Genomic DNA, 23,674 nt, shown 5'->3' on the forward strand with positions numbered 1-23,674 from the left:
ATGGCAGTCGTGAAGATCAACGCGATCAAGGTCCCCGAGGGCAACGGCCCCGAGCTGGAGAAGCGGTTCGCCGCCCGGCTGGGCGCGGTCGACAACCAGCCCGGCTTCCTCGGCTTCGAGCTTCTGCGCCCGGTCGCGGGCGAGGACCGCTACTTCGTCGTCACGCACTGGGAGACCGATGAGGCCTTCACCGCGTGGCGCGACGGCGAGGCCGGTGCGGCCGCACACTCCGGTGAGCGCGCACGGCCCGTGTCGAGCGGCGCCGACCTGCTGGAGTTCGAGGTCGTGCTCGGGAGCAAGCCCAAGCAGTGATCGAGCAGTCCTACGACCAAGCCGCTGAACTGATCGCCGGCGCGGACGCCGTGCTCGTCTGCGCCGGTGCGGGCATGGGGGTGGACTCGGGCCTCCCGGACTTCCGCGGCACCGAGGGCTTCTGGCGGGCGTATCCGCCCTACGAGCGCCTCGGGCTGAAGTTCGAGGAGATCGCCGACCCCGTGCACTTCGCCGACGATCCCGCGCTGGCGTGGGGTTTCTACGGCCACCGGCTCAACCTGTACCGCGAAACGGTGCCACACGAGGGTTTCGCCGTTCTGCGGTCGTGGGGTGCGCGGGTCTTCACGTCCAATGTGGATGGTCAGTTCCAGAAGGCGGGCTTCACGGACGTCGCCGAGGTCCACGGTTCGATCCACCACGCCCAGTGCGTGGAACCGTGCACTGACGACATCTGGGAGTGCTCGTTCGACGTCACCGTCGATCAGACGACGATGCGTGCGGTGGGCGAGTTGCCTTCGTGCCCTTCGTGCGGCGGGCTGGCGCGGCCCAACATCCTGATGTTCGGCGACTGGGGCTGGGTACCGCACCGCAGTCAGCAGCAGCTCGACGAGCTGACGGAGTGGCGTCGTTCGCACCGCAAGCTCGCCGTGATCGAGATCGGCGCCGGCACCGCCGTGCCGACCGTGCGGCGTCAGGCCGAACTGGCTAGCGCAGCTTCCGGTTCGCTGATCCGGATCAACACCCGCGAACCCGCGGTGCGGCACGGCCGAGGCGTGTCGCTGCCGGTCGGCGCCTTGGAAGCCCTCACAGCCTTGGCACGACGAACTGCGTGACGACGGCCCGGTGATCGCTGCCGGGCACGTCGAACACGTCCACCGTGTCCACCAGGACCTTCGAGTCCACCAGCACGTGGTCGATGGTGACCGGCGGCGGCCAGAACCCGCTGTTCGAGGGCCAGGTGTGGATGAGTCCCTTGCCGACCTGGTCGGCGGCGTCGACGTAGCCCTTGTTCAGCAGCCGCGTGAGGCCGACGTGGTCGAGCGTGGCGTTGAAGTCGCCCGCGAGCACCCTGATCGATCCGGTCGAGTCGGGCGAGGGCAGCCCGGCGAGCTCACGCTGCCACGCCTCCGGCCCCGCGGTGACGACCGGCGGCAACGGGTGCACCGAGACGACCTCGATGTCCTTGCCCGGCAGGTCCACCAGCGCCCCTGCCTGCTGCAACGTGCCCGGCGGCGTCAGATTCCGCCGCGTGAGCGGGAACTTCGAGGCGAGCCCGCTGCCGGAGCCGCCCGGCTCGTCCAGGAAGACCCGGTTGGGCAGCACCTGGTTCAGCCCGGCCCGGTCGAGGTCGCGCACCATGTCGGGCGTCAGTTCCTGCATGGCGAGGACGTCGATGCCGCGCTTGCGGACCTCCTGCACGATGAACTGCGCGTCCGCGATGCCCGTGAGCAGGTTCGCGGTCATCAGCCTGACCTGCTGCCCCACCCCGTTCGGCCGCGCGTCGGAGAACGCCCTCGGCGCCACGTTCGCGACCAGCACGATTCCGACGAGAGTCATCGTCAGCCCGACGACCCACCTCTTGCGGAACAACGCCAGCAACCCGACGAGCAGGCCGACGACGGTGACGTAGGGGGTCAGCGACGTGGCGGCGATCGTGTACCGCGACCCGTCGATGCCGAGCAGCCTGACCAACGCCGCCGCGACGAACGCGATCGCGCTCAGGACCAGCAAGAACGTGGCGATCCCGCTCCTGGCCGGCTTCACCTCGGTGGTGGCCACGCCGTGCAGTGTGCCCGAACGCGCGTCGGTCTCCGGTGTGGTGCTCACACCCGAATGGACGGCCGGCACCCTGCTCCCGTTGCCCGCGAAAAATTGTCAGACCCCTCCGTCATGCTGATTCCAACCGACTCTGAGGGGGCCCGATGGGAGCCAAGGACTGGATGCTCTTCTACGCATCCGACGACGTCAGCAAGGCGCTGCGGGCAGCGCCGAAGATCGACCGAGAGGCCACGGCGGCCTTCGTGGAACGCCTCTACCCGTCCCACGACATTCGCCCGATCGAGGACGGCAACCTCCACTACGGCAACCCGCCGGAGGGCAAGGTCTACGCCGGCGTGTTCGAGGGCCTGTCGATCATCTGCACCTGGGATGCCGCCGGCGACTCCTACGCCGCCCTGCCCGAGCACTTCGTCACCGAGGCGGCCGGCCGCACCCTGTACCTACATGCGATGCACAGCGTCGTCGACTTCTTCTCCTACGCGATCTGGGAGCCGGACGGCACGCTGCGCCGCGCGTACAGCCTCTCCCCCGACAGCGGCGTGATCGCCGACGTCGGCACTCCCCTGCCGTTCGAGGAGAAGTACCTGGCAGGCGATCCGGAGTTCCTCGAAAGCCTCGACTCCGACGACGAGTACCCGTTCCGCTTCCACCCGCTCGACCTGGCCGAGGCGGCCTTGCGCGCACTGTTCGGTTTCCAGTACGAGGGCGCGTACGAGGACGACGACCCGGAGCTGGAGGACGTCGTGCTGGCGGGCTACGCCGTGACGCCCCGCTGACTGCCGGGAACGAGGCTGAGGAGGTCGATGATCGCGTCGACCTTCCGCAGCAGGAACTGCGGAAGAATCGGACCGTCGATCACCGTGTAGGCGATCCCGGACTCAAGGCACAGGTTGTGCAGTTCGTGCTGCTTGGTCTGAGCGAGCAGCCACGCGACCACGTCCGGGTTGAACACGTGAGCCGCACCGACGAGGTCGCTGGTGAACGCCACGTACGCGTGGTCCACGGACACCGGCAGTCTCAGCGGCATCCACAGCGGCCGGTCCTCGCTCTCGACGGTGCGCGGCATCTCGCCCGCCCATCTCCCGCCGAGGCCTCCACCGAAGGCCTGCGTGATCTTCAACGGCACGAGGCCAGCGGTGGCCACCTCGATCCTTGTCTCCTGGGCGGTCCGAGTGCCGATCGACGACGCCACCTCCATCGACGCCTCGCTGACCCGAACCCGCCATCCGTTCCGTGAGAAGTCCAGCGCGTGGTCGAAGCTCGACCCCGACGCCCGGCCGAGCCACTTGAGCACCGTCCCGTACTGGCTCGCCATCGCCCGTGTCAGATCGGCCGACCACGGCGGCGAGAGCGCCGACGCAGAGAACGAAAGCCAGAGCCGCACTTCCCAGGACTGCATCGTCAGACGGTCGCAGCAGGGTGCCGGGGCCGCGCGCCCGGCATGCGGTCGAGCAGCCCGCAGATCGTGTCGACCACGACCATCAGGTCGTCGGGGTAGATGTGGTCGGGCGCGGCCAGGTAGACGAAGCCCGACTCGAAGGTCAGCGACATCCTGCTGGCCCAGCCGGGCAGGCTCTCCGCCTGGTCGATGAGCCAGTGCAGAGCGTCGAAGTTCAGCTCCCTCGCCGCAGCAGCAGGATCACTGCCGTACGCCGAGAACTCCTGGTCCATGGGCGGCAGCAACGGCACCGGCAACCACTCGGCATCGGCCTGCTTCGCGGTCTCCGGTTCGTTGCCGACGATCTGCTTCCACTCGGACTTGAGCTGACCGGGCGACAACGGCTGTCCGTTGTGGAGGCTGTACTTGTTCGGCCGTGTGACCTTCAGCGGTGCCAGACGAGCGGTGGCGATCTCGATGCGGTGCTCCTGCATCCAGCGCACTCCGAAACCGCGGCTGTCGTACCGGATCGACTCCTCGGTCACCCTGACGTGCCACTGGCCGCGCTGGAAGTCCAGCGACAGGTCGCACTGCCGCTTCGACCGGAACGCGATCGAGAACTCGTTCGAGAACGGCTTGCACAGCTCGGCCGTCCACATGGCCGCCTCGTCGGGACCGAGCACCTTGCCGCCGAGACGCTGGGCCAGCGGGGTCAGCGCGGCGATCTGCTCGTCCCGCGCCTTTCCGTGGCTGCGGAACTGGAGCCAGCGCCGCCCGACCATGAACAAGGTCAGGCCGACAAAGCTGGTCAACACAAGAGGATCGAGCAGGTAGTCAGTCACCCACAGCTTCAGAAGATCCATGATCAGAGGTCCAGATACCCTTCGATGCGCTGTTTCGAGTGATCAGTTCCGGTCTCACGCGACTCTGCGGCCTGCTGTAGCAGGGACGAGTTTCGCGCACCCTTTTCGTGGCCGTAGTTGATCTGGGCGAGGGCCTCGTTGCCGACGGCGTCGAGCATCGACTTCCCGAATCCCTGCTTCATGCGCTCGCCGACGATGCCGTCGTGGCTGTCCATCCTGGTGAGCGGATTGCTCCTGAACTTTTCCCAGCTCTTCTTGCCGTGGAGCGCGTCGGTCGCTTCCTGGCTCCGGACCTTCTTGTCCGCCATGGCCTTCTTGAAGCCGGTGCCGAGGTTCTTCGCCTTGGTCGCCAGGTTGCGCACGAAGTCCATGATCTTGGTCAGCAGCTGTCGCAGCTTCGCGACGATGCGCGACACACGGCTCGCGGTGGAGGCAACACGAACGCCAGTCGCCGCCCCCGCGGCGGCCGTGGACGCGCCGCAACTCGGCACAGCGGCGGCCAGCGCCGGAATCCAGATCATGATCAGCCACGTGATCAGCTCGGAGAGGATCGCCTTGATGACGTCCTCGATCACCTGCATGACCATCGACGACATCATCAGCAACTCGGCGAGTTCACCCGCCTGGCCCGCGACTCCGTCGATGCCGTGAGCGAACTCGCCCAGCTTCGTCGCGGCGGCCTCCGAAGCACTGCCGCCCCAGTTCGTCACCGTGCTCTGCAGGTCCTCGGTGAACCTGGTGCTCAGATCGGAGATGCCCTGGGCGATCGCCCCGAAGTTCTCGCCCGCCTGCTGCAACGCCGGACCGTCACCACTGACGAAGTGGATCGCGTCCTCCAGCGGCTGCACCACGCTGATCAGGAAGTTGAGGCCCTGCCCGACCAGCCAGCCGATCGGGTCCGTCACCATGCCCTGGCCGAACTCGACGACCGACGTGACCAGCGCGCTGCCTTCGGAAGTGAGTCCGGCAACGCCTCCGGTGTCGCCCGTCTTGCCCGCGGCCTCCTTGGCCTTGACGAAGTTGCCCCAGATCGGGGCGTTCTCCTCGGCTTTCTGTCCGAGGGTCTTCTCCCCGACCGTGACCTTGACCTGCGTGTCGCCGCTTCCGGCCGTGTAGTCCTGTTCCGCCATGTCGCTGTCACCCCCTCTCGACGTGGATGCCGTCGAGCAACTTCTGCAGGGCCACTTCCTGGTCCGCATAGCCCTGGGCGGTGTCGCGGAACTTCTCCACGCCGGAGTCCAGCCCCTCGGTCATCGCGGTGAGCGTCTCCTTGAGATCACCGAGCATCTCCGTGTACTGCTGCTTCACGAAGATCCCGACCACGCCCCACGACTTGTCACCGACGTCGGACTTGTCGACGAGACCGGTGACCTCGCCGGCGAACCCGCGGTGGCCCTGGAGCTTGTCGGCGTACGCCCGCAACTCCTCCGGTTCGACGCTGAACCCGCTCACCGGCCGTCCTCGTCGTCGAAGAGGTTCAGGAACTTGCCATCCTTTGTGGACGGAGCAGCGGGCGGCGGCTGCGACCTGTCGTCCCAGGCGTTGCCGCGCATGATGTTCTGGTCGGAGAAGTCGTCGTGCGGTTCGGGCACGGGCCTGCGCGGCGGAGCGGGCGGCTGCACGGGTGGCTGCCGGACCTGGCCCGCGTTCTGAGGCGGGGGCATCGGCCGCGCGGGAGGCATCGGCGGACGAGGCGGTGCCGCGGGGGCGGTCTCGTCGGCTCTCACGGCGCGGAGTTCCTCTTTGGACATTCCGAAGAGCTGCGCCTGGGTTTCGAGAACCTGGTCGGACAGCTTCATGTCGTCGCCGATCGCGCCCTCGACGATGCCTGCCTGGCGGCGGGCGGCCTCGGCGACGGCCTTCTGCAGCGTCGACATCAGTTCGGCGGCGAGGGCGTGCGGTGGGCGGCGCATCGCCTGGTCGGTCAGCCGGATGTCCTTGATGCTGCCGGACGGCCCCGCCACCACCGTCACGGCGCGGTCTGCCGAGGTGGCGACCGCCTCCAGTTCGGTGAGTTGTTGCTGCATCTCGCCGACCTTCGCGAACTGCTGGTCAACGCGCTGCATCTGAGACTGGAACCGCTCGAACTGAGCGACCAACTGCTCGAACGCCGCCGACGGCACACGGACCTCCCCCTGGACACTCGCCCGCGCAAGATCACGTGAGCGGAGGACATGGTGGCAGGAGGAGTTTCCGGTTCGCGGCGAAACGGACGAATCGAGGTAGCCGGGTGATCCACCCGACACGGCACTCAGACGAGAACGGCCCCCAGGCCGGAAGGCGGTTTCTAGGGGTCGTTGCAACACAGGTGTTCAACTGGCTTTGGTCAGGAGTTTAGTGAGGCGCTCGGCTGGGTTGTCCCAGCCGAGCGTTTTGCGTGGGCGCTGGTTGAGTTCGGTGGCGACGTGTGTGAGGTGTTCGGGGCTGTGGGCCGAGAGGTCTGTGCCTTTGGGGAAGTACTGGCGTAGCAGGCCGTTGGTGTTCTCGTTGGTGCCGCGTTGCCAGGGGCTGGCGGGGTCGCAGAAGTAGACGGGGATGTCGGTGGCCAGGGTGAACGCGGCGTGGCCGGCCATCTCGGCGCCCTGGTCCCAGGTCAGTGATCGCCACAGATGGGCGGGCAATGTCTGGACTGTGGTGGTGAGGGCGTCGCGGACGTGTTCGGCGGTGCGGCCGTGGGGCAGGTGCAGCAACATCACGTAGCGGGTGGCGCGTTCGACCAGGGTGCCGATCGCGGAGGCGCCGTCTTTACCGATGATCAGATCGCCTTCCCAGTGTCCTGGCAGAGCGCGGTCTTCAGCCTCGGCGGGCCGGTCGCTGATCATGACCATCGGGCTGAGGAACCGCGGCTGACGCTGCCCTGGCTGACGGCGGGGTTTGCGCATGGTGCGGCCGGTGCGCAACGCGAGGGCGACCTCGCGTCGCAGCTCGCCGCGTCCTTGGACATAGAGGGCCTGGTAGATCGTCTCGTGGACCACGTGCCACTCCGGCCGGTCGGGGAAGTCCCGTCGCAGCAACGCCGCGATCTGTTCAGGACTGCGTTTCCGCGCCAGATGGTCCTGCACGACACCGTGAAGCACGGCATCGGCCACGAGCTTGCGGACTTTCGGCCGTGGCCGGCGGGCATCGGCACGGACCTGCGCGGCATGAGGGCGATAGTCGCCGCTGACCGTGTGCGCGTTGCGCCGCAACTCCCGGCTCACCGTCGCGGGATCACGACCCAACTCGACGGCGATCCGGCGGATCGTGACGCCGGCGCGGCGGCGGTCGGCGATGACGACGCGTTCGTCTTCATTCAGAAACCGGCCCCGCACAACAGAAGACGCCGCCGAGATGATCGGCGACGCCCCTGCTTCACTGCCCGTCGGGTTACGTCCGTTGCGCCAGCGTTACCGGTCCGGACGTTGATCCCGACAATCCCACATGCTTCTCGACTGCTCACGCCCCGACGCACGAGCGCAAGATAAGCCTCGCGCTCGCACGTCAGACGACGCCTGCCCCGGTTGACCGACCGATCCCGGATCTCGAACTCCATCGCAACCCCTCAACCGGGGTGTTGCGACGACTCCTAGAACCCAAGCGGAAGCCTGGGGGCCGTTCTCACGTACTGCCTAGATCACTCGGACTCGTTGGCCGGAGCGTCCTGCGGCTCGATGGCCGCGGGGGCCGCGAGCTCGACGGGCGGGGAGTCCGGCACGCGGTTCGGCTTGGCCTCGCCGCGGAACACGAACTGCGCCTTGTCGTGCTGGTCCGACTCGCCGTCCCAGCCCTCGACGTCGGTGATGATGATCTGGCCCGGCTGGATCTCGCCGAACAGGATCTTCTCCGACAGGGTGTCCTCGATCTCGCGCTGGATCGTCCGGCGCAGCGGGCGGGCGCCCAGCACCGGGTCGAAGCCGCGCTTCGCGAGGAGCATCTTCGCGCGATCCGTGAGCTCGATCGCCATGTCCTTGTTCCTCAGCTGCGCCTCGACGCGGGCGATCATCAGGTCCACCATCTTGATGATCTCGTCCTGAGTCAGCTGGTGGAAGACGATGATGTCGTCGATGCGGTTGAGGAACTCGGGGCGGAAGTGCTTCTTCAGCTCGTCGTTGACCTTGTTCTTCATGCGCTCGTAGTTGGACGCGCCGTCCTGACCCGAGGTGAAGCCGAGGCCGACGGCCTTGCTGATGTCCGACGTACCCAGGTTCGACGTGAAGATGATGACGGTGTTCTTGAAGTCCACCGTCCGGCCCTGACCGTCGGTCAGGCGGCCGTCCTCCAGCACCTGGAGCAGCGTGTTGTAGACCTCCTGGTGGGCCTTCTCGATCTCGTCGAAGAGCACGACGGAGAACGGCTTGCGGCGCACCTTCTCGGTGAGCTGGCCGCCCTCTTCGTAGCCGACGTAACCGGGAGGAGCACCGAAGAGCCGCGACGCGGTGTACCGGTCGTGGAACTCGCCCATGTCGATCTGGATGAGCGCGTCGTCGTCGCCGAACAGGAAGTTCGCCAGCGCCTTCGAGAGCTCGGTCTTACCGACACCGGACGGGCCGGCAAAGATGAACGAGCCGGAGGGGCGCTTCGGGTCCTTCAGACCGGCGCGGGTGCGGCGGATCGCCTTCGACACGGCCTTGACCGCGTCGACCTGGCCGATGATCCGCTTGTGCAGCTCGTCCTCCATGCGGAGCAGACGCGTGGTCTCCTCCTCGGTGAGCTTGAACACCGGGATGCCGGTCCAGTTGGCGAGGACCTCGGCGATCTGCTCGTCGTCGACTTCGGCGACGACGTCCAGGTCACCGTCCTTCCACTGCTTCTCCCGCTCGGCCTTCTGGCCCAGGAGCGTCTTCTCCGCGTCACGCAGCTTCGCCGCGCGCTCGAAGTCCTGCGCGTCGATCGCGGACTCCTTGTCGCGACGGACGTCCGCGATCTTCTCGTCGAACTCGCGCAGGTCTGGCGGCGCGGTCATCCGGCGGATGCGCATGCGCGCACCGGCCTCGTCGATGAGGTCGATCGCCTTGTCGGGCAGGAACCGGTCGTTGATGTACCGGTCCGCCAGCGTGGCGGCGGCGACCAGCGCGGAGTCGGTGATCGAGACGCGGTGGTGCGCCTCGTACCGGTCGCGCAGGCCCTTGAGGATCTCGATGGTGTGCTCGAGCGACGGCTCGCCCACCTGGATCGGCTGGAAGCGGCGCTCCAGCGCGGGGTCCTTCTCGACGTGCTTGCGGTACTCGTCGAGGGTGGTGGCACCGATCGTCTGCAGCTCGCCACGAGCCAGCATCGGCTTGAGGATCGAGGCCGCGTCGATCGCGCCTTCCGCGGCACCCGCGCCGACGAGGGTGTGGATCTCGTCGATGAACAGGATGATGTCGCCGCGCGTGCGGATCTCCTTGAGAACCTTCTTCAGGCGCTCTTCGAAGTCACCGCGGTAGCGCGAGCCCGCCACCAGCGACCCGAGGTCGAGGGTGTAGAGCTGCTTGTCCTTGAGCGTCTCGGGCACCTCGCCCTTGACGACCATCTGCGCCAGCCCCTCGACGACGGCGGTCTTGCCGACGCCGGGCTCGCCGATGAGGACGGGGTTGTTCTTGGTGCGGCGGGACAGCACCTGCATGACCCGCTCGATCTCCTTGGCACGCCCGATGACCGGGTCGAGCTTGCCTTCACGGGCCGAGGCCGTGAGGTTGCGCCCGAACTGGTCGAGGACCAAGGAGGAGGACGGCGTGCCCTCGCCACGACCGGTCGACTCCGCCGCACCCTTCTCGGTGGAGTAACCGGACAGCAGCTGGAGCACCTGCTGACGCACCCGGTTGAGGTCGGCCCCGAGCTTCACGAGGACCTGGGCGGCGACGCCCTCGCCCTCGCGGATCAGGCCGAGCAGGATGTGCTCGGTGCCGATGTAGTTGTGGCCGAGCTGAAGCGCCTCGCGCAGCGAGAGCTCCAGGACCTTCTTCGCACGGGGGGTGAAGGGGATGTGTCCACTCGGAGCCTGTTGGCCCTGGCCGATGATCTCTTCGACCTGCTGGCGGACGCCCTCCAGCGCAATCCCCAACGACTCGAGCGCCTTGGCGGCGACACCTTCACCCTCGTGGATCAGACCCAGGAGGATGTGCTCGGTGCCGATGTAGTTGTGGTTGAGCATCCTTGCCTCTTCTTGGGCAAGAACAACCACCCGCCTCGCGCGGTCGGTGAACCTTTCGAACATTCGCACTCCCTGACTGCTGCGTCGGCGGTCCTCGGCTCCACCGATCTACCCTGGTGAGCGCGGCACCGTGGCTCCACTGTAGTGGGCGGTTCCGAGGCCTGTGGCTCCCATCAGCGGCAAGCCGCGTCCGGAGAACATTGACATCAGCATCAACGCAGGTCGGGAGCAACGGATTCCACAGATCGGGCGATGTCCGCTGAACGCGAACAACCGACCGTTGAGCGATACTCCTGTGACCGGGCCCACCTGGGGAGGCGAAAGAAGAACGATCTAGGTAAGGTTAGGCAAGCCTCATCGCATGAGATTGGACTTGCGCGTTGACCGTACCTACGAGGGTCTCACAGCAGAACCCGCGTGCGCTCACGCCACTGGCCGAATCCATCGCCCGCCTGCAGACCGGTACCGAGATCATCTTCGGCACGCCTTCTGGAGACTGGACGGTCTGCTCGGACCTGCTGGCCGAGCCCACGCGCTTCGACCTGTGGCGCAAGGACCTCGCGGAGTGGATGGTCGAGCAGTACGGCGAGTCCGACGACCGCGCGACCGCCGGCTACGTCATGGGCTGGTACCTGCACCTGCCGGGCTACCTCGCGGGCCTGCTGTTCCACACCGCCCGCCGCGTCCCGACGCTCAAGCCGTCCGACATGGCGTTCCGCCTCAGCACCTCGGGCCGCCCGCACCCGAACGGCACGGCCGTCCTGTGCGACGAGTTCGCCTGCCTGCCAGACGACCCGGCCTCGAACCACCCGGCCGCCACCGTCGTAGCGGACGAAGCGGCCCTGGCAGCAATCCTGCGAGCCCGCTACGCCGCCCACGCAGCCCAGTTCGTGGCCTCCTTCGGCCAGGTGGTCCGCTTCGGCCGCCGCCAACTCTGGGCCGCCGCGACCGACATGCTGGAGTACGGCCCGTGGGCAGCAGGCCGCCTGTTCGGCGACGAGAACGCGGGCGTGACCGACGCGGCGATGATCCTGCCGGAGAAACTGGAGCCGTTCGTCTCCGCTTCCACCCTGCACTTCACCAACGAGGGCTGGAAGCGCAAGCGGAACAGCTGCTGCTTCCACTACGTGCTGCCGAACGCGGAGCCGTGCACGGCCTGCCCGCGCACCTGCAACTGAGCAAGGCCACTCACCCGCGATGCCGAAGGCGAGCCGTCCTTACCAAGCGGGCTGGGCGGTGGGTCCCGTCACGAGTCGCGCCATAGCTCTTGCTGCATGTGAGAAGGAGGGTCAAGTCGACACGCTTTTCGTCGACTTGACCCTCCTTCTCACATGTGGCCCGCTCTTGGTGCGGCTCGTGACGGGACCCACCGCCAACGCAACCCTCTAAGCAACCGGCGGCCGCCCAACGCAACAGGCGTGCCATCAACCTGCCCGTGGCGCCCTCCCCCGATCAGATTGCCGGGGGTCTGGGGGCAGAGCCCCCAGGGGAAGCACGCAACAGAACCCGCCGCAAGCAACCGGGGGAACGCAACAGCCGCGAACAGCCCCTACGGCAACCGATGCCGCGACCCGACCGGCACCACCAACGGCGTCCCAGAAACCGGATCCTCGACAACCCGAGCATCCAACCCGAACACGTCCAGCAGCATCTGCTCGGTCAGCACCTCAGCCGGCGTCCCCTGGGAAACGATTCGCCCACCCCGCATGGCGACGATGTTGTCCGCATACCGGGCAGCCAAGTTCAGATCGTGCAGCACCATCACAATCGTCCGCCCCATGGACGAGTGCAGCTCCTGCACCAAATCCAGCACATCGATCTGATGAGCCAGATCCAAATAGGTAGTCGGCTCGTCCAGCAGCAACAGATCCGTGCCCTGGGCAAGAGCCATCGAGATCCAGGCCCGCTGCCGCTGCCCACCGGACAGTTCGTCCACGGTGCGCTCGGCCAGATCCAGAATCCCGGTCATCTCCAACGCCGCGTCAACAGCAGCCGCGTCATCGGAAGACCACTGCCGATACCAGGACTGGTGCGGATGCCGCCCCCGAGCGACGAGATCGGCGACCGTCAGCCCCTCAGGAGCAGACGGAGCCTGGGGCAACATCCCGAGAACCCGGGCAACATCCCGGGTGGACATGGAATCGATCTGCTTGCCGTCCAGCAACACCGCCCCGGACCGCGCAGGCAGCAACCGCCCCAGAGCCTTCAACAACGTGGACTTGCCACACCCGTTGGGCCCGATCACCGCGGTCACGGTCCCACCGATGATCGACAGGTCCAAGCTGTCGACGACCAGCCGTTCCCCGTAACCGATCGACAGCGACGAAGCCTCAAGACGCACACTCATACCCGCGCCTCCCGGCGGCTTCGGATCAGCAGGAACATCAGATAGGGCGCGCCGAGCACGGCGGTGACGACGCCGACCGGCAGTTCGGTGCGGTAGATCGTTCGCGCGACCAGGTCCGACAGCATGACCAGCGCCCCACCGATGACGACGGAGCCGAACAGCGGCGGTTGCGCGGTTCCGGACAGACGCAGAGCGATCTGCGGCGATGCCAGGGCCACGAACGTGATCGGGCCGGCCGCGGCGGTGGCCACGGACGCCAGCACGATCGCCACGATGATCAGGAACGACCGCGCGACGTTCACCCGCACACCAAGCCCGCGCGACGTCTGGTCGTCGAACTGCAAAGCCCCGAGAACGTGGCCACCGATCAGAGCGACCGGAACCAGCACGACCAGTGCCAGAGCGACGGGCACGACGTGTTCCCAGCCGCGGCCGTTCAGGGAGCCGGTGATCCACACCATCGCGCGGCCCGCGTCCTGCACGTCGCCGACGGTCAGCAGGTAGTGCGTGAAGTTGCCGGCGACGGCGGTGATGCCGATGCCGACCAGCACCATCCGGAAGCCCTCGATGCCCTGCCGCCACGCCAGCGCGTAGACCAGCAGGCCCGCGAGCAGGCCGCCGGTGAGGCCCGCCAGGGGGACGCCGATCGACGCCGCGCTGCCGGTCACCACGCCGAGCGAACCGGCGAAGGTGATCACCGAGACCGCGCCGGCGCCCGCTCCCCAGGTCACACCGAGGATGTCGGGCGAGGCCAGCGGGTTGCGCACGATGGCCTGGAAGATCGCCCCTGACAGGCCCAGCGCGCCACCGACCAGCAGGCCCGTCAGCGCTCGCGGCATCCGGAGTTCCATGACCACGAACTGGTCGCGGCGCGTGCCTCCGCCCAGCAGCGTGTCGACGACCTGGGTCACGGTCAGCGGGAAGTCGCCGATCATGATGTCGGCGATCAGCACCGCCGCCAGCACCACCAGCGACGCCGCCACGACCAGCAACGGCCGGCGGCGCAGTTTGAACGAGGCGGCACCCAGTCGCAGAGCGGGTGCCTTGGCTGCGGGGGTCTTCACCGCGGTCGTCGTCAAATCTTCACCAGCTTCTTGCGCCGCACCAGGAAGATGAAGAACGGAGCGCCGATCAGGGCCAGCATCACGCCGACCTCCACTTCGGACGGACGGGCGACCACCCTGCCGACGATGTCGGCGAACAGGATGAGGATCGCTCCGAGCAGTGCCGAGTACGGCAGGATCCAGCGGTAGTCCGGCCCGGTGAACGCGCGGGCGACGTGCGGCACCACGAGGCCCAGGAACCCGATCGGCCCGCACGCGGCGACGGCGCCGCCCACCAGCAGCGTGATGGCGAAGATGCCCAGCGAGCGCGTCCTGCCGGTGTTGACGCCCAGCGACTTCGCCACGTCCTCGCCCAGCGACATGGCGTTGAGGCCGGGCGCGTTGAGCGCCGCGATCACCAGACCGGCGAACAGGAAGGGCGTGACCTGGGTCAGCACCGTCAGGTCGCGGCCGGCGATCGCGCCGACCTGCCAGAACCGGAACGCGTCGAGCGACTGCTGGTCGAGCAGCACGATGGCCGACACGAGGCCGTTCATCAGCGCGGAGACCGCGGCACCGGCCAGCGCCAGCGTCACCGGTGACGGGCCGCCTCGCCCTGCCGACCCGAGCAGGAACACCACGACGCTCGCGATCATCGCGCCGGCGAAGGCGAACCAGATGTAGCCGACGAGTGAGTCGACGCCGAGCAGGAAGATCGAGAGCACGACCGCCAGCGCCGCGCCGTGCGTGACGCCGAGGATGCCGGGATCGGCCAGCGGATTGCGCGTGTGGCCCTGCATGAGAGCGCCACCCACACCGAGTGCGATGCCCACCGCGATGCCGAGCAACGTCCGCGGGATCCGCAGCTCGCGGATCACCACGTCGTCCTCGACGCCGGTCGGCGTGAAGAGACCGTGCCAGACCCCGGAGAGCGGGATCTCCTTCGAGCCGATCGCGATGCTCGCCAGGCACACGGCGACCAGCACGACCAGCAGGAAGAGCAGGCCCAACGACCTACGCCCCAAGGCCCACCCTCCTCTACTCCAGACAGGAGAGGTAAGCCTAACCGAACCACCTGGTCAGACCGCGGTCCAGGGCGCGGTTCTGGTCACATCACCGGTCCGACCAGGAGAAGAACAGCCGCGGCGAACTGTGAAAAAACATTCGCCAAACCCGTTGTCGGATCAACTAAAAAGTCGGCGGCAAGAGTGTTCACGATCTCGTTTGGATAGCACCGTTCCGCCTTCTGGGCGCCTGCCGGTAGCTGATCGGTCACCCAAATAACACGAAGGGGTTCCGAGGAATCATCCTCGGAACCCCTTCGTGTTTTACCGAATTTCAGCCCTGCTGGTGGTAGGCGTCGAGCACCTCGGCCGGGATGCGACCCCGGTCCGACACCTTCATGCCCTGCTTGCGGGCCCACTCGCGAATGGCCTGGTTCTGCTCACGATCCGCCGAAGCGGGGCGCGCCTTCACGCTGCCGACCGGACGACCGGGCCCAAGGCGCTTGCGACCACCCGCACGACGTGCACTTCCCACGAAGTCGGCAAGAGCGTCACGCAGTTTGCCCGCATTGCCCGAGGAAAGGTCGATGGTGTAGCTGACACCATCCAGTCCGAACTCGACGGTCTCCTCAGCGGTGGAACCGTCCAGATCGTCGACGAGGGTCACCGTGACCTTCTGCGCCATGCGTATCCTCCTGGACCCCGAATGCGCGGTCACCCGCGTCGCCAACTAAAGCCTTCTGCGACGCAGGTTAGCGCACAGGTGCCGCATTGCACCTATCGACATCCGGAAAGTTACTCATTCAGGGCGAACGAGCGGGAACAAGATGGTCTCCCGGATACCCAGACCCGTGAGGGCCATCAGCAGCCGATCGATACCCATTCCGACGCCACCACTCGGTGGCATTCCGTACTCCAGTGATCGCAGAAAGTCTTCGTCGATCGGCATCGCCTCGTGGTCACCGGCCGCGCCAAGACGCGCCTGTGCTTCCAGGCGTTCCCGCTCGATGACCGGGTCCACCAGTTCGGAGTAACCGGTTCCGAGTTCGAATCCGCGCACGTACAGATCCCACTTTTCGGCGACACCCGGCTTGCTGCGGTGCTGCCTGGTCAGCGGAGACGTCTCCACCGGGTAGTCGCGCACGAACGTCGGCGCGTAGAGCGAGTCGCACACCAGGTGCTCCCACAGCTCCTCGACCAGCTTGCCGTGCCCGAACTTCGGGTTGACCTCGAGTTCGTGGCGGTCACAAAGCTTCCGCAGCGTCTCGGCGGGCGTCTCGGGGGTGATTTCCTCACCAACAGCTTCGGACAACGACTCGTAGATGCTCAGAGTCGTCCATTCACCCGAGAGGTCGTACTCGCTGCCGTCCGCCAGCGTCACGATCTGAGATCCGGTCACGGCTTCCGCCGCTTCCTGGATCAGCTCGCGCGTCAGTACCGCGTTCGAGTCGTACGTGGCGTACGCCTCGTAGTACTCCAGCATCGAAAACTCGGGCGAATGCGACGAGTCCACGCCCTCGTTGCGGAAGTTGCGGTTGATCTCGAAGACCTTCTCGATGCCACCGACGACGCAGCGCTTCAAGTACAGCTCCGGCGCGATGCGCAGGAACAGGTCGATGTCGAGCGCGTTCGAGTGCGTGATGAACGGACGCGCGCTGGCACCACCCTGCAGCGACTGCAACATCGGCGTCTCGACTTCGAGGAATCCGCGCCGGTGGAACGAGTCGCGCAGAGAACGAACGACGTTCGCACGGGTCCGAACAGTGTCGCGCGCCATCGGCCTGAGGATCAGGTCGACGTATCGCTGACGAATACGGGTTTCCTCGCCGAGTTCCTTGTGCGCGACCGGCAACGGACGCAGCGACTTCGACGTCAGCTGCCACCCGTCGGCCATCACGGAAAGCTCGCCGCGGCGCGAGCTGATGACCTCACCGCTCACGAAAACGTGGTCGCCGAGGTCGACGTCGGTCTTCCACTCGGAAAGCGCTTCTTCACCGACACCGGCGAGGCTCAGCATCGCCTGCAGTTCGGTGCCGTCGCCTTCGCGCAACGTTGCGAAGCACAGCTTTCCGGTGTTGCGCATGAACATCACGCGCCCGGTGACGCCGACGATCTGGCCGGTCTGGGTGTCGGGTTCGAGTTCCGGATGCGCGTCGCGAATCTCGCGCAACGTGTGCGTGCGCGCGACTTCGACGGGATACGGCTCCTTGCCGGAAGCGAGCAGCCGCGCACGCTTTTCCCGGCGCACGCGCATCTGCTCTGGCAGGTCTTCTTCGCTGGTCACGAGGTTTTGCTTCGGCTGCTCACTCACGCCGAGAAGGGTACGGAAGGGCTCATGGGCGAAGCGAACCGGATACCCCGCCGGATACCCGACACCCTAAGTTGGGGTGATGGATCTACACGCGAGGCGAGCGGACTCGTTCGGCGCGCAGGCCGAGGCCTACGCCGAACACCGGCCTGACTATCCCGTGGCGGCGATCCGGTGGGCACTGGAGCCACTGGGCACGACCGAGCACCTGGACGTGCTCGACCTGGCCGCCGGCACCGGCAAGCTGACTGCGGGACTGGTCGCGGAAGGCCACCGCGTGACAGCCGTGGAGCCCAACGAGCAGATGTTGTCCGAGCTGGTCCGCCGCGTGCACGGCGTGCGAGCGCTGCCGGGTCACGCCGAGCACATCCCTGTCCCGGACCAGACCCTCGACGCGGTGTTCGTCGGCACCGCGTTCCACTGGTTCGACCAGGAGAAGGCCATGCCGGAGATCGCCCGTGTGCTGCGGCCCGGCGGGGTGCTGGCGGCACTGTGGATCGACACCGTCCCGGACGTCGAGTGGATGGCCGAGCTGGAGAACGTGTCGCGCAGCAGCGTCGAGGACCGGCGCGAGGACCCGACGGGAATCATCACGCACCCGTCGTTCGGGCCGCCCGAGCACGCCACGTTCCCGCACGTGCACCGCAGGGAGTCACCGGAAGCGCTCATCGCCACGACCAACACCTATTCGCGCATGCTCGTCATCGAGGATGAGGAGCGCGCGGCGATCAACAAGAAGATGCTCGCATTCCTCCGCGAACGCCCGGAGACGTCGAACGGGCCGTTCGACGTCCCCTTGCGCTCGGAGGTCTACCGGATGGTCCGCGTCAGCGAATAGCGGACATGTTGCGCTCGAACACCATGCGCAACCCCAGCAGCGTCAGGTCGGGCACGTGGTGCGCGATCGTCGAGGACTCCGACACGACCAGCGGCGCGAGGCCACCGGTGGCGATCACCGTGACCGGCCCCGGATCGGTCTGCTGGAGCTCCTCGGTGATCTTGCGCACCAGCCCGTCCACCTGGCCGACGAACCCGTAGACGATGCCGGACTGCAGGCACTCCACGGTGTTCTTGCCGATCACGTTGCGGGGCCTGACCAGCTCCACCTTGCGCAGCTGGGCGGCGCGGGAGGCGAGGGCGTCGACCGAGATCTCGATGCCGGGCGCCAGCGCGCCGCCGAGGAACTCGCCGCGCGACGAGATCACGTCGAGGTTCGTGGACGTGCCGAAGTCGACCACGATGCACGAGGTCGCGTAGAGGTGGTGCGCGGCCAGCGTGTTGATCACGCGGTCCGAGCCCACCTCCTTCGGGTTGTCGACGAGCAGCGGGACGCCGGTCTTCACGCCAGGCTCGACCAGGATCTTCGGCACCGCGTCGTAGTAGCGGCCGAGCATGACCCGCAGCTCGCGCAGCACGGCGGGCACGGTGGACAGCGCGGAGATGCCGGTGATCTTGTCGGCGTACTCGCCGAACATGCCGCGCATGGTCAGCGCGAGCTCGTCGGCGGTCATCCTGGCGTCGGTGCGCATCCGCCAGTCGCGCACGAGCGGGGCCGAGTCGCCGACCCCGTCGTACAGACCGAGCACGATGTTGGTGTTGCCGACGTCGATGGCGAGCAGCACGTGGTGTTCCTTAGTTCTCGGCCTGGATCAAGGCGTCGAGCGCGGTCGCCTCAACGGTCTCAGAAGACGGTGCGCTCGTGGAGCCGTTCACCAGCCCGGACCCCTCGGGGGCGTGCGCGGGATCGACGCCGAGGTCGACGACCTTGTTGTCGGCGTCCACGAACACGACGCGCGGCTTGTAGGCGCGCGACTCCGCGTCATCCATCTGCCCGTAGGCGATCAGGATCACGATGTCGCCGGGGTGCACCAGGTGCGCCGCGGCGCCGTTGATGCCCAGCACGCCGGTGCCGCGCTCGCCGGGGATGACGTAGGTCTCCAGCCGGGCGCCGTTGGAGACGTCGACGATGGCGACCTGTTCGCCCGCCAGCAGATCGGCGGCCTCCATCAGGTCCTCGTCCACCGTCACCGAGCCGACGTAGTGCAGGTCGGCCTGCGTCACGGTGGCGCGGTGGATCTTGGACTTCAGCATCGTGCGGAACATGGCATCCCCCTACTCGTCGCTTTCGCCGAGCAACACCGCGATGTTGTCGATCAAGCGGGTGGTACCGACGCGGGCCGCGACCAGCAGCCGGGCGTCGCCGTTCTCCGGCGCGGCACCGAGGTCGGTCCCGCGCAGTTCCAGGTAGTCCACTTCGACCTCGGGCACCTGCGCCAGCACGTCGTGCGCGGCCTTGAGCACCGCGTCCGCGCCCTGCGACGACACGTGCGCGCCGGCGGTGAGCGCGGCCGACAGCGTCACGGCGTGCTGACGCTGCTCCGGGGTCAGGTAGGCGTTGCGCGACGACAGCGCGAGGCCGTCGTACTCGCGGACGGTCGGCACGCCGACGACGTCGAGCGGGAAGTTGAGGTCCCGCGCCATCTTGTGGATGAGCTGAAGCTGTTGGTAGTCCTTCTGCCCGAACACCGCGTACGTGGGCTGCACGATGTTGAACAGCTTCGAGACGACCGTGAGCACGCCCCCGAAGTGGCCGGGCCGGACCACGCCTTCGAGCTCGTCGCCCAGCGGTCCGGGGTGCACGGTCACCTGCGCGCCCTCGGGGTACATGTCCTCGACGGACGGCGCGAAGACGATGCCCGCCCGCTCATCGCGGCAGATGTCCACATCGGACTCGAACTGGCGCGGGTACTTCGCGAGGTCCTCGTTCGGCCCGAACTGCAACGGGTTCACGAAGATCGACACGACGATCACCGTGTTCTGCATGACCTGCGCCTCGCGGATCAGCTGCCGGTGGCCCGCGTGCAGGGCGCCCATCGTGGGCACCAGGGCCACGTTGCGCCCGGCGTTGCGCAGCGCCCTGATCACCCGGTTCAGGCGGACGGGGTCGCGGTGCACCGTGACGTCGTCCGGGCGGTAGTCGTCCTTGGTCAGTGGCTTCGTCACGTCAGTCCTCAAGAGTGGTGCGAACGTCGTTGGCCGCGTCGGGCTTGAGCAGCCCGGAGCGTTCGGCCCGCTCGGCGGTGCGGCGGGCGAGCACGCGGTAGCTGGGCAGGGTTTCCGGTGCCTGCCCGGCCAGCACGTCGAGGTGCTTGCGCAAGGTACCCGTGTCGCCGCGGGCGACCGGACCGGTGAGGGCGCGGTCACCGTGGCGCAGCGCGTTGTCGAGCGCGGCGGACAGCAGGGGGCCGAGCAGGCGCTCGGCGTTGGCGACGCCGGCGTTCGTGAGCAGGTCGGCAGCGTCGCGGACCAGCGTGATCAGGTGGTTCGCGCCGTGGGCCAGTGCCGCGTGGTAGAGCGGGCGGACGGCCTCGGGGACCCGGACCGGCTCGGCGTCCATCTCGACGACCAGCGCCTCGCCCACGCTCCAGGCCACCTCGTCGCCGTCCGCGGCCGTCACGCCGACGCACGCGGCGGTCATCCGGAGCAGGTCCTCCTGGCGGCCGGTGAAGGTCATGACGGGGTGCAGCGCGAGCGTGAGCGCACCGAGTTCGGCGGCGGGTTCGAGGACCTGCACGCCCTGCGCGCCGCTGGTGTGCACGACGATCTGGCCCGCGCGCAGCGACTCCGTGGCGACGAGTCCCTTGACCAGGCCTTCCAGCTCGTCGTCCGGCACGGCCAGCAGCACCAGGTCGGCGCGTGCGGCGACCTCGGTGGGGTCGGCGATCGGGACGCCGGGCAACAGTTCGCCCGCGCGGTTGCGGGAGGCCTGGGAGACGGCGGAAACGCCGGTCACCACGTGGCCCGTCCTGGCCAGCGCGGCGCCCAGCACGGATCCGACGCGGCCTGCCGAAATGACACCGACGGCGAGCCTCGCCGGACGTGGGGTCGCGTCCATGCGACTAACTCCTTCTGACGTTCCAGTCCCTGGTGCGGGTACCGGACGACGACGCCGAGGGTAATCCCGCCAACGTTTCGTGCACCTGGTCGGTGACCGGATTCACCGGCGTGCGGCGGCCCTGGCGGCGTGCAGGCTGTCGAGCAGCACCCCGTGGCGTTGCTCGGCGCTCAGACCGGCTGTTCCCTGCTCGATGCGGTGCCGCAGGAAGGCCAGTTCGGTGACGGCGATCTGGTAGCTCCGCACGGCCTTGACCGACGCGTCACCCGACTTGCGCTTGACCGCCCGCAGCCAGTTCCTGCGGCCGTTGAGGCTGGCCAGCAGGGCCACCTCGCTGTTGGCGATCCACCGGTTCTGCGCCATCGCGGCGAGCTGCCCCGCGACGATCCGCTGTTCCCTGCGCCGCTGCCACACCACGATCGAGACGGCTCCGGCGAACACCGGCACCATGATCAGGAAGTACAGGTTGATGAAGGCCGACCCGGTGCCCACGGTGGTCGAGAAGTTCCACAGCGAGTGCAGGCCGACGGCCGTGAGGTAGCCGCCGATCGGCGCGAGGATGCGCACGGTGGCGTTGCTCGTGGTGGCCGCGATGCCGACACCGATGCCCGTCATGGCCGTGAACAGCGGGTGCGCGAACGGCGACAGCACACCGCGCAGCACGAACAGCGCGATCACGCCGCCGCCCATGTTGCCGAGCCCGTCCTCGAGGAAGACCCGGCCGAAGTACCAGATGTTCTCGGTGAACGCGAAGCCCGCGGCCGTGATGCCCGCGTAGACCATGCCGTCCACGACGCCGTCGAACTCGTGCCGGCGTCGCACGAACACGGCGATGAGGAACGCGGCCTTGGTCGCCTCCTCGACGATCGGCGCCCCGACCACGGCGGTGAACGTCGTGCCGTCGTTGGTCAGCAGATCGCCGAGCACGCGGCTCGTCTGGTTGAACGCGAGCGAGCTGATCGTCGCCCCGCAGGAACCCCAGACGAACGCGAAGAGCAGCATCTTCGCCGGTTCCGGTTCCCACCGGTCGATCCACAGGAACGCGGTCACCACGAAGGCGACGGGGATCAGTGCCGCGGCGGCACCGACCAGCAGCGGCTCGATGCCGATGCTCGACGTGCCCAGTGCGAACAGCACTAGCCCGGCCGCGGCGAGCGCGATCAGCGCCACGACGGGGAACAGGACGGTCCAGCGGCGCTGCTCGATGCGCTTCTTCGTCGGCGTCGGCGTGAGGTCGGCGTCGGTCACGGGAAATGACCTTAGATGCACACTTGTCCGATGTTCGACTGGGAAGCCGCTTGGCACGCCGCGTTGTACGGCCCCGGTGGCTTCTTCGCCCGCGGGGAGAAGCCTTCGTCGCACTTCCGGACGTCTCCGCTGGTCGGTCCGGAGCTGGCCGCCGGGCTGCTGGAGCTGCTGTCGCGGGTGGACGCGGCGCTCGGATTTCCCCCGGTCGTGGACTTCGTGGACGTCGGGGCGGGCGGGGGTGAGCTGGCGTTCGCGGTGCGGTCGATGGCGTCCGGGTCGCTGGGTGAGCGGCTGCGGGTGACCGCTGTCGAGGTCGGGCCGTTCGTGGAACTGCCCGGGGTTCGGTGGACCACCTCTGTGCCGTCGTGCGTCGGGCTGCTGGTCGGGCACGAGTGGCTCGACGCGATTCCCTGTCCGGTGGTTCGCGGGCCTTCGTCCGATCCGTGGATCAGCCGGTGGTGGCCGTCGCTCGAGAACGGTTCACCGGCCGAGGTCGGCGCGCCTCGCGATGCGGCGTGGGCCGCGGCCGTGGCTTCGGTGCGCGGGGCAGCACTCGCGATCGACTACGGGCATCTCGTGTCGTCGCGGCACTTCTCGCTGACCGGGTATCGGGACGGGCGTCAGGTTCCCGTGGTCTTCGACGGGTCCTGTGACATCACCGCGCACGTCGCGCTGGACGCCTGTGCCGCGGCTGCCGGCGGGGACTTCGTGCTGGTGTCGCAGCGGGATGCGTTGGCGGCCTTGGGTTTGACCGCGGAGGTGTCCGGGTCCGGGTGGGACTGGCTGGAGTCCGCTTCGCGTGCCGGACGGATCGCCGAACTGCGCTCGCCCGCCGGGCTCGGGGCGTTCGGATGGCTGCTGCACGGGCGTGGGGTGGCCGTGTCGGACCTGCTGCCGGCGCTGCCGCCCTGGCGTCCGAATCCCGCCAGCTTTCGCGGTGACTGACGACGATCGTTGGAGTCATGCGAATCCACACCGTGTCGCCGTCCGACTCGTTCTCCGACCCCGGCCGCGAGCACCGCGCCTCCGAGCCGGGTGTGCCGTTGCGCTGTTGTCTGCGGAAGTCGCTCGCCGACGAGCCGGTCTGGCTGTTCCGCTACTCGCCGTCGTCCGGGAAGGGCCCGTACGCCGAGGTCGGGCCGATCTTCACGCACGTGGAGTGCTCGGAGGAGCCTTCGTTGGATCGTCTCCCCGTTGAGTTGCTGAACAGTCCCCGGATCCTGCGTTCCTACAACGCCGCAGGTCAGATCCACGACGGCGAGGTCGTGGAGCCCGGATCGTTCGATCGTGCGGTTGAAGGATTGTTGAACAATCCCTCGATCGAGTCGCTCCAGGTCCGCAGCCTGTCGCACGGCTGCTTCTTCTTCGCGATCACGAGGTCGTAAGCCGCGTCCGGACGGGTGCCCGGCGCCGTGAAACCATGC

Annotated in this window: 24 protein-coding genes and 1 pseudogene; 7 read left to right on the forward strand and 18 right to left on the reverse strand. The window is 67.8% G+C overall.

Translation table 11 applies throughout. The features are described 5' to 3' along the window. Both OG205_RS30580 and OG205_RS30585 read left to right on the forward strand, forming a co-directional pair. Nucleotides 1-312 carry an antibiotic biosynthesis monooxygenase family protein gene (locus OG205_RS30580; protein WP_030480510.1) on the forward strand — a complete coding sequence of 104 codons (312 nt, stop codon included), beginning with the start codon at nucleotides 1-3 and terminating at the stop codon, nucleotides 310-312. Continuing rightward, nucleotides 312-1,106 (forward strand): SIR2 family NAD-dependent protein deacylase, encoded by a 795-nt coding sequence (locus OG205_RS30585; protein WP_330278261.1) that lies wholly within the window; start codon nucleotides 312-314, stop codon nucleotides 1,104-1,106. Before OG205_RS30580 ends, OG205_RS30585 begins: the two co-directional genes overlap by 1 nt. On the opposite strand, the gene OG205_RS30590 is transcribed toward OG205_RS30585, so the two are convergent. Next, nucleotides 1,078-2,100, reverse strand: a complete 1,023-nt coding sequence (locus OG205_RS30590; RefSeq protein WP_330271445.1) for an endonuclease/exonuclease/phosphatase family protein — start codon at nucleotides 2,098-2,100, stop codon at nucleotides 1,078-1,080. The genes OG205_RS30585 and OG205_RS30590 overlap by 29 nt on opposite strands. A gap of 95 nt (nucleotides 2,101-2,195) precedes the next feature. Here OG205_RS30590 and OG205_RS30595 point away from each other — a divergent pair, with 95 nt between their 5' ends. After that, nucleotides 2,196-2,828, forward strand: coding sequence for a DUF6928 family protein (locus OG205_RS30595; protein WP_330271446.1), 633 nt, complete (start codon nucleotides 2,196-2,198; stop codon nucleotides 2,826-2,828). Here the strand turns inward: OG205_RS30595 and OG205_RS30600 are convergent. The 7 genes and pseudogenes from OG205_RS30600 to OG205_RS30630 all read right to left on the reverse strand — a co-directional run bounded on the left by OG205_RS30600 (nucleotide 2,807) and on the right by OG205_RS30630 (nucleotide 10,468). Further along, nucleotides 2,807-3,451 (reverse strand): hypothetical protein, encoded by a 645-nt coding sequence (locus tag OG205_RS30600; protein WP_330271447.1) that lies wholly within the window; start codon nucleotides 3,449-3,451, stop codon nucleotides 2,807-2,809. The two genes, OG205_RS30595 and OG205_RS30600, sit on opposite strands and share 22 nt — an antisense overlap. A gap of 2 nt (nucleotides 3,452-3,453) precedes the next feature. Further along, a complete protein-coding gene (locus tag OG205_RS30605; protein ID WP_330271448.1) occupies nucleotides 3,454-4,242 on the reverse strand; it encodes a hypothetical protein in 789 nt (262 codons plus the stop codon). A gap of 53 nt (nucleotides 4,243-4,295) precedes the next feature. After that, complete coding sequence (locus OG205_RS30610) at nucleotides 4,296-5,423, reverse strand: WXG100 family type VII secretion target (RefSeq protein ID WP_330271449.1); 1,128 nt, start codon at nucleotides 5,421-5,423, stop codon at nucleotides 4,296-4,298. Nucleotides 5,424-5,430: 7 nt separating this feature from the next. Then, nucleotides 5,431-5,745, reverse strand: a complete 315-nt coding sequence (locus tag OG205_RS30615; RefSeq protein ID WP_330271450.1) for an ESX-1 secretion-associated protein — start codon at nucleotides 5,743-5,745, stop codon at nucleotides 5,431-5,433. Further along, nucleotides 5,742-6,359, reverse strand: a complete 618-nt coding sequence (locus tag OG205_RS30620; RefSeq protein ID WP_330278262.1) for a YbaB/EbfC family nucleoid-associated protein — start codon at nucleotides 6,357-6,359, stop codon at nucleotides 5,742-5,744. Before OG205_RS30620 ends, OG205_RS30615 begins: the two co-directional genes overlap by 4 nt. 246 nt (nucleotides 6,360-6,605) lie before the next feature. Further along, nucleotides 6,606-7,825 (reverse strand): annotated as a pseudogene (locus OG205_RS30625) (IS30 family transposase). Nucleotides 7,826-7,906: 81 nt separating this feature from the next. Then, nucleotides 7,907-10,468 (reverse strand): ATP-dependent Clp protease ATP-binding subunit, encoded by a 2,562-nt coding sequence (locus tag OG205_RS30630; RefSeq protein ID WP_330271451.1) that lies wholly within the window; start codon nucleotides 10,466-10,468, stop codon nucleotides 7,907-7,909. A gap of 317 nt (nucleotides 10,469-10,785) precedes the next feature. Here OG205_RS30630 and OG205_RS30635 point away from each other — a divergent pair, with 317 nt between their 5' ends. Then, on the forward strand, nucleotides 10,786-11,583 hold the full coding sequence (locus tag OG205_RS30635) for a (2Fe-2S)-binding protein (RefSeq protein WP_330271452.1): 798 nt from the start codon (nucleotides 10,786-10,788) through the stop codon (nucleotides 11,581-11,583). A 371-nt stretch (nucleotides 11,584-11,954) separates the two neighbouring features. Here OG205_RS30635 and OG205_RS30640 read toward each other — a convergent pair whose 3' ends face one another. From OG205_RS30640 to lysS, 5 genes are all read right to left on the reverse strand, one after another. Continuing rightward, a complete protein-coding gene (locus OG205_RS30640) occupies nucleotides 11,955-12,752 on the reverse strand; it encodes an ABC transporter ATP-binding protein (RefSeq protein WP_330271453.1) in 798 nt (265 codons plus the stop codon). Next, nucleotides 12,749-13,816, reverse strand: coding sequence for a FecCD family ABC transporter permease (locus tag OG205_RS30645; RefSeq protein WP_330271454.1), 1,068 nt, complete (start codon nucleotides 13,814-13,816; stop codon nucleotides 12,749-12,751). The genes OG205_RS30640 and OG205_RS30645 overlap by 4 nt, the downstream gene beginning before the upstream one ends. Before the next feature lie 11 nt (nucleotides 13,817-13,827). Further along, nucleotides 13,828-14,820, reverse strand: a complete 993-nt coding sequence (locus tag OG205_RS30650; RefSeq protein ID WP_330271455.1) for a FecCD family ABC transporter permease — start codon at nucleotides 14,818-14,820, stop codon at nucleotides 13,828-13,830. Between the two features lie 313 nt (nucleotides 14,821-15,133). Continuing rightward, nucleotides 15,134-15,484: a histone-like nucleoid-structuring protein Lsr2 gene (locus tag OG205_RS30655; RefSeq protein ID WP_330271456.1), complete on the reverse strand. Its 351-nt coding sequence runs from the start codon at nucleotides 15,482-15,484 to the stop codon at nucleotides 15,134-15,136. Nucleotides 15,485-15,598: 114 nt separating this feature from the next. After that, complete coding sequence (gene lysS, locus OG205_RS30660) at nucleotides 15,599-17,053, reverse strand: lysine--tRNA ligase (protein WP_330278264.1); 1,455 nt, start codon at nucleotides 17,051-17,053, stop codon at nucleotides 15,599-15,601. Between the two features lie 136 nt (nucleotides 17,054-17,189). On the opposite strand from lysS, the gene OG205_RS30665 reads away from it, so the two are divergent. Further along, a complete protein-coding gene (locus OG205_RS30665; RefSeq protein WP_330271457.1) occupies nucleotides 17,190-17,945 on the forward strand; it encodes a class I SAM-dependent methyltransferase in 756 nt (251 codons plus the stop codon). Here the strand turns inward: OG205_RS30665 and OG205_RS30670 are convergent. The 5 genes from OG205_RS30670 to OG205_RS30690 all read right to left on the reverse strand — a co-directional run bounded on the left by OG205_RS30670 (nucleotide 17,935) and on the right by OG205_RS30690 (nucleotide 22,250). Beyond that, nucleotides 17,935-18,729 carry a type III pantothenate kinase gene (locus OG205_RS30670; RefSeq protein WP_319975978.1) on the reverse strand — a complete coding sequence of 265 codons (795 nt, stop codon included), beginning with the start codon at nucleotides 18,727-18,729 and terminating at the stop codon, nucleotides 17,935-17,937. The genes OG205_RS30665 and OG205_RS30670 overlap by 11 nt on opposite strands. A gap of 10 nt (nucleotides 18,730-18,739) precedes the next feature. Continuing rightward, nucleotides 18,740-19,210 (reverse strand): aspartate 1-decarboxylase, encoded by a 471-nt coding sequence (gene panD, locus OG205_RS30675; RefSeq protein ID WP_330271458.1) that lies wholly within the window; start codon nucleotides 19,208-19,210, stop codon nucleotides 18,740-18,742. A gap of 9 nt (nucleotides 19,211-19,219) precedes the next feature. Beyond that, complete coding sequence (gene panC / locus OG205_RS30680) at nucleotides 19,220-20,110, reverse strand: pantoate--beta-alanine ligase (protein ID WP_330271459.1); 891 nt, start codon at nucleotides 20,108-20,110, stop codon at nucleotides 19,220-19,222. 1 nt (nucleotide 20,111) lies between these two features. Then, nucleotides 20,112-21,002: a Rossmann-like and DUF2520 domain-containing protein gene (locus OG205_RS30685; protein ID WP_330271460.1), complete on the reverse strand. Its 891-nt coding sequence runs from the start codon at nucleotides 21,000-21,002 to the stop codon at nucleotides 20,112-20,114. A 102-nt stretch (nucleotides 21,003-21,104) separates the two neighbouring features. Beyond that, a complete protein-coding gene (locus tag OG205_RS30690) occupies nucleotides 21,105-22,250 on the reverse strand; it encodes a PrsW family intramembrane metalloprotease (protein WP_330271461.1) in 1,146 nt (381 codons plus the stop codon). Between the two features lie 30 nt (nucleotides 22,251-22,280). Between OG205_RS30690 and OG205_RS30695 the strand changes: the two genes are divergently transcribed. Continuing rightward, nucleotides 22,281-23,195 carry an SAM-dependent methyltransferase gene (locus tag OG205_RS30695; RefSeq protein WP_330271462.1) on the forward strand — a complete coding sequence of 305 codons (915 nt, stop codon included), beginning with the start codon at nucleotides 22,281-22,283 and terminating at the stop codon, nucleotides 23,193-23,195. 17 nt (nucleotides 23,196-23,212) lie between these two features. Further along, nucleotides 23,213-23,635, forward strand: coding sequence for a DUF1203 domain-containing protein (locus tag OG205_RS30700; protein ID WP_330271463.1), 423 nt, complete (start codon nucleotides 23,213-23,215; stop codon nucleotides 23,633-23,635). Nucleotides 23,636-23,674 lie beyond the last annotated feature (39 nt).

The organism is Lentzea sp. NBC_00516, from assembly GCF_036346835.1.
In the GTDB taxonomy this organism is placed as follows: domain Bacteria; phylum Actinomycetota; class Actinomycetes; order Mycobacteriales; family Pseudonocardiaceae; genus Lentzea; species Lentzea sokolovensis.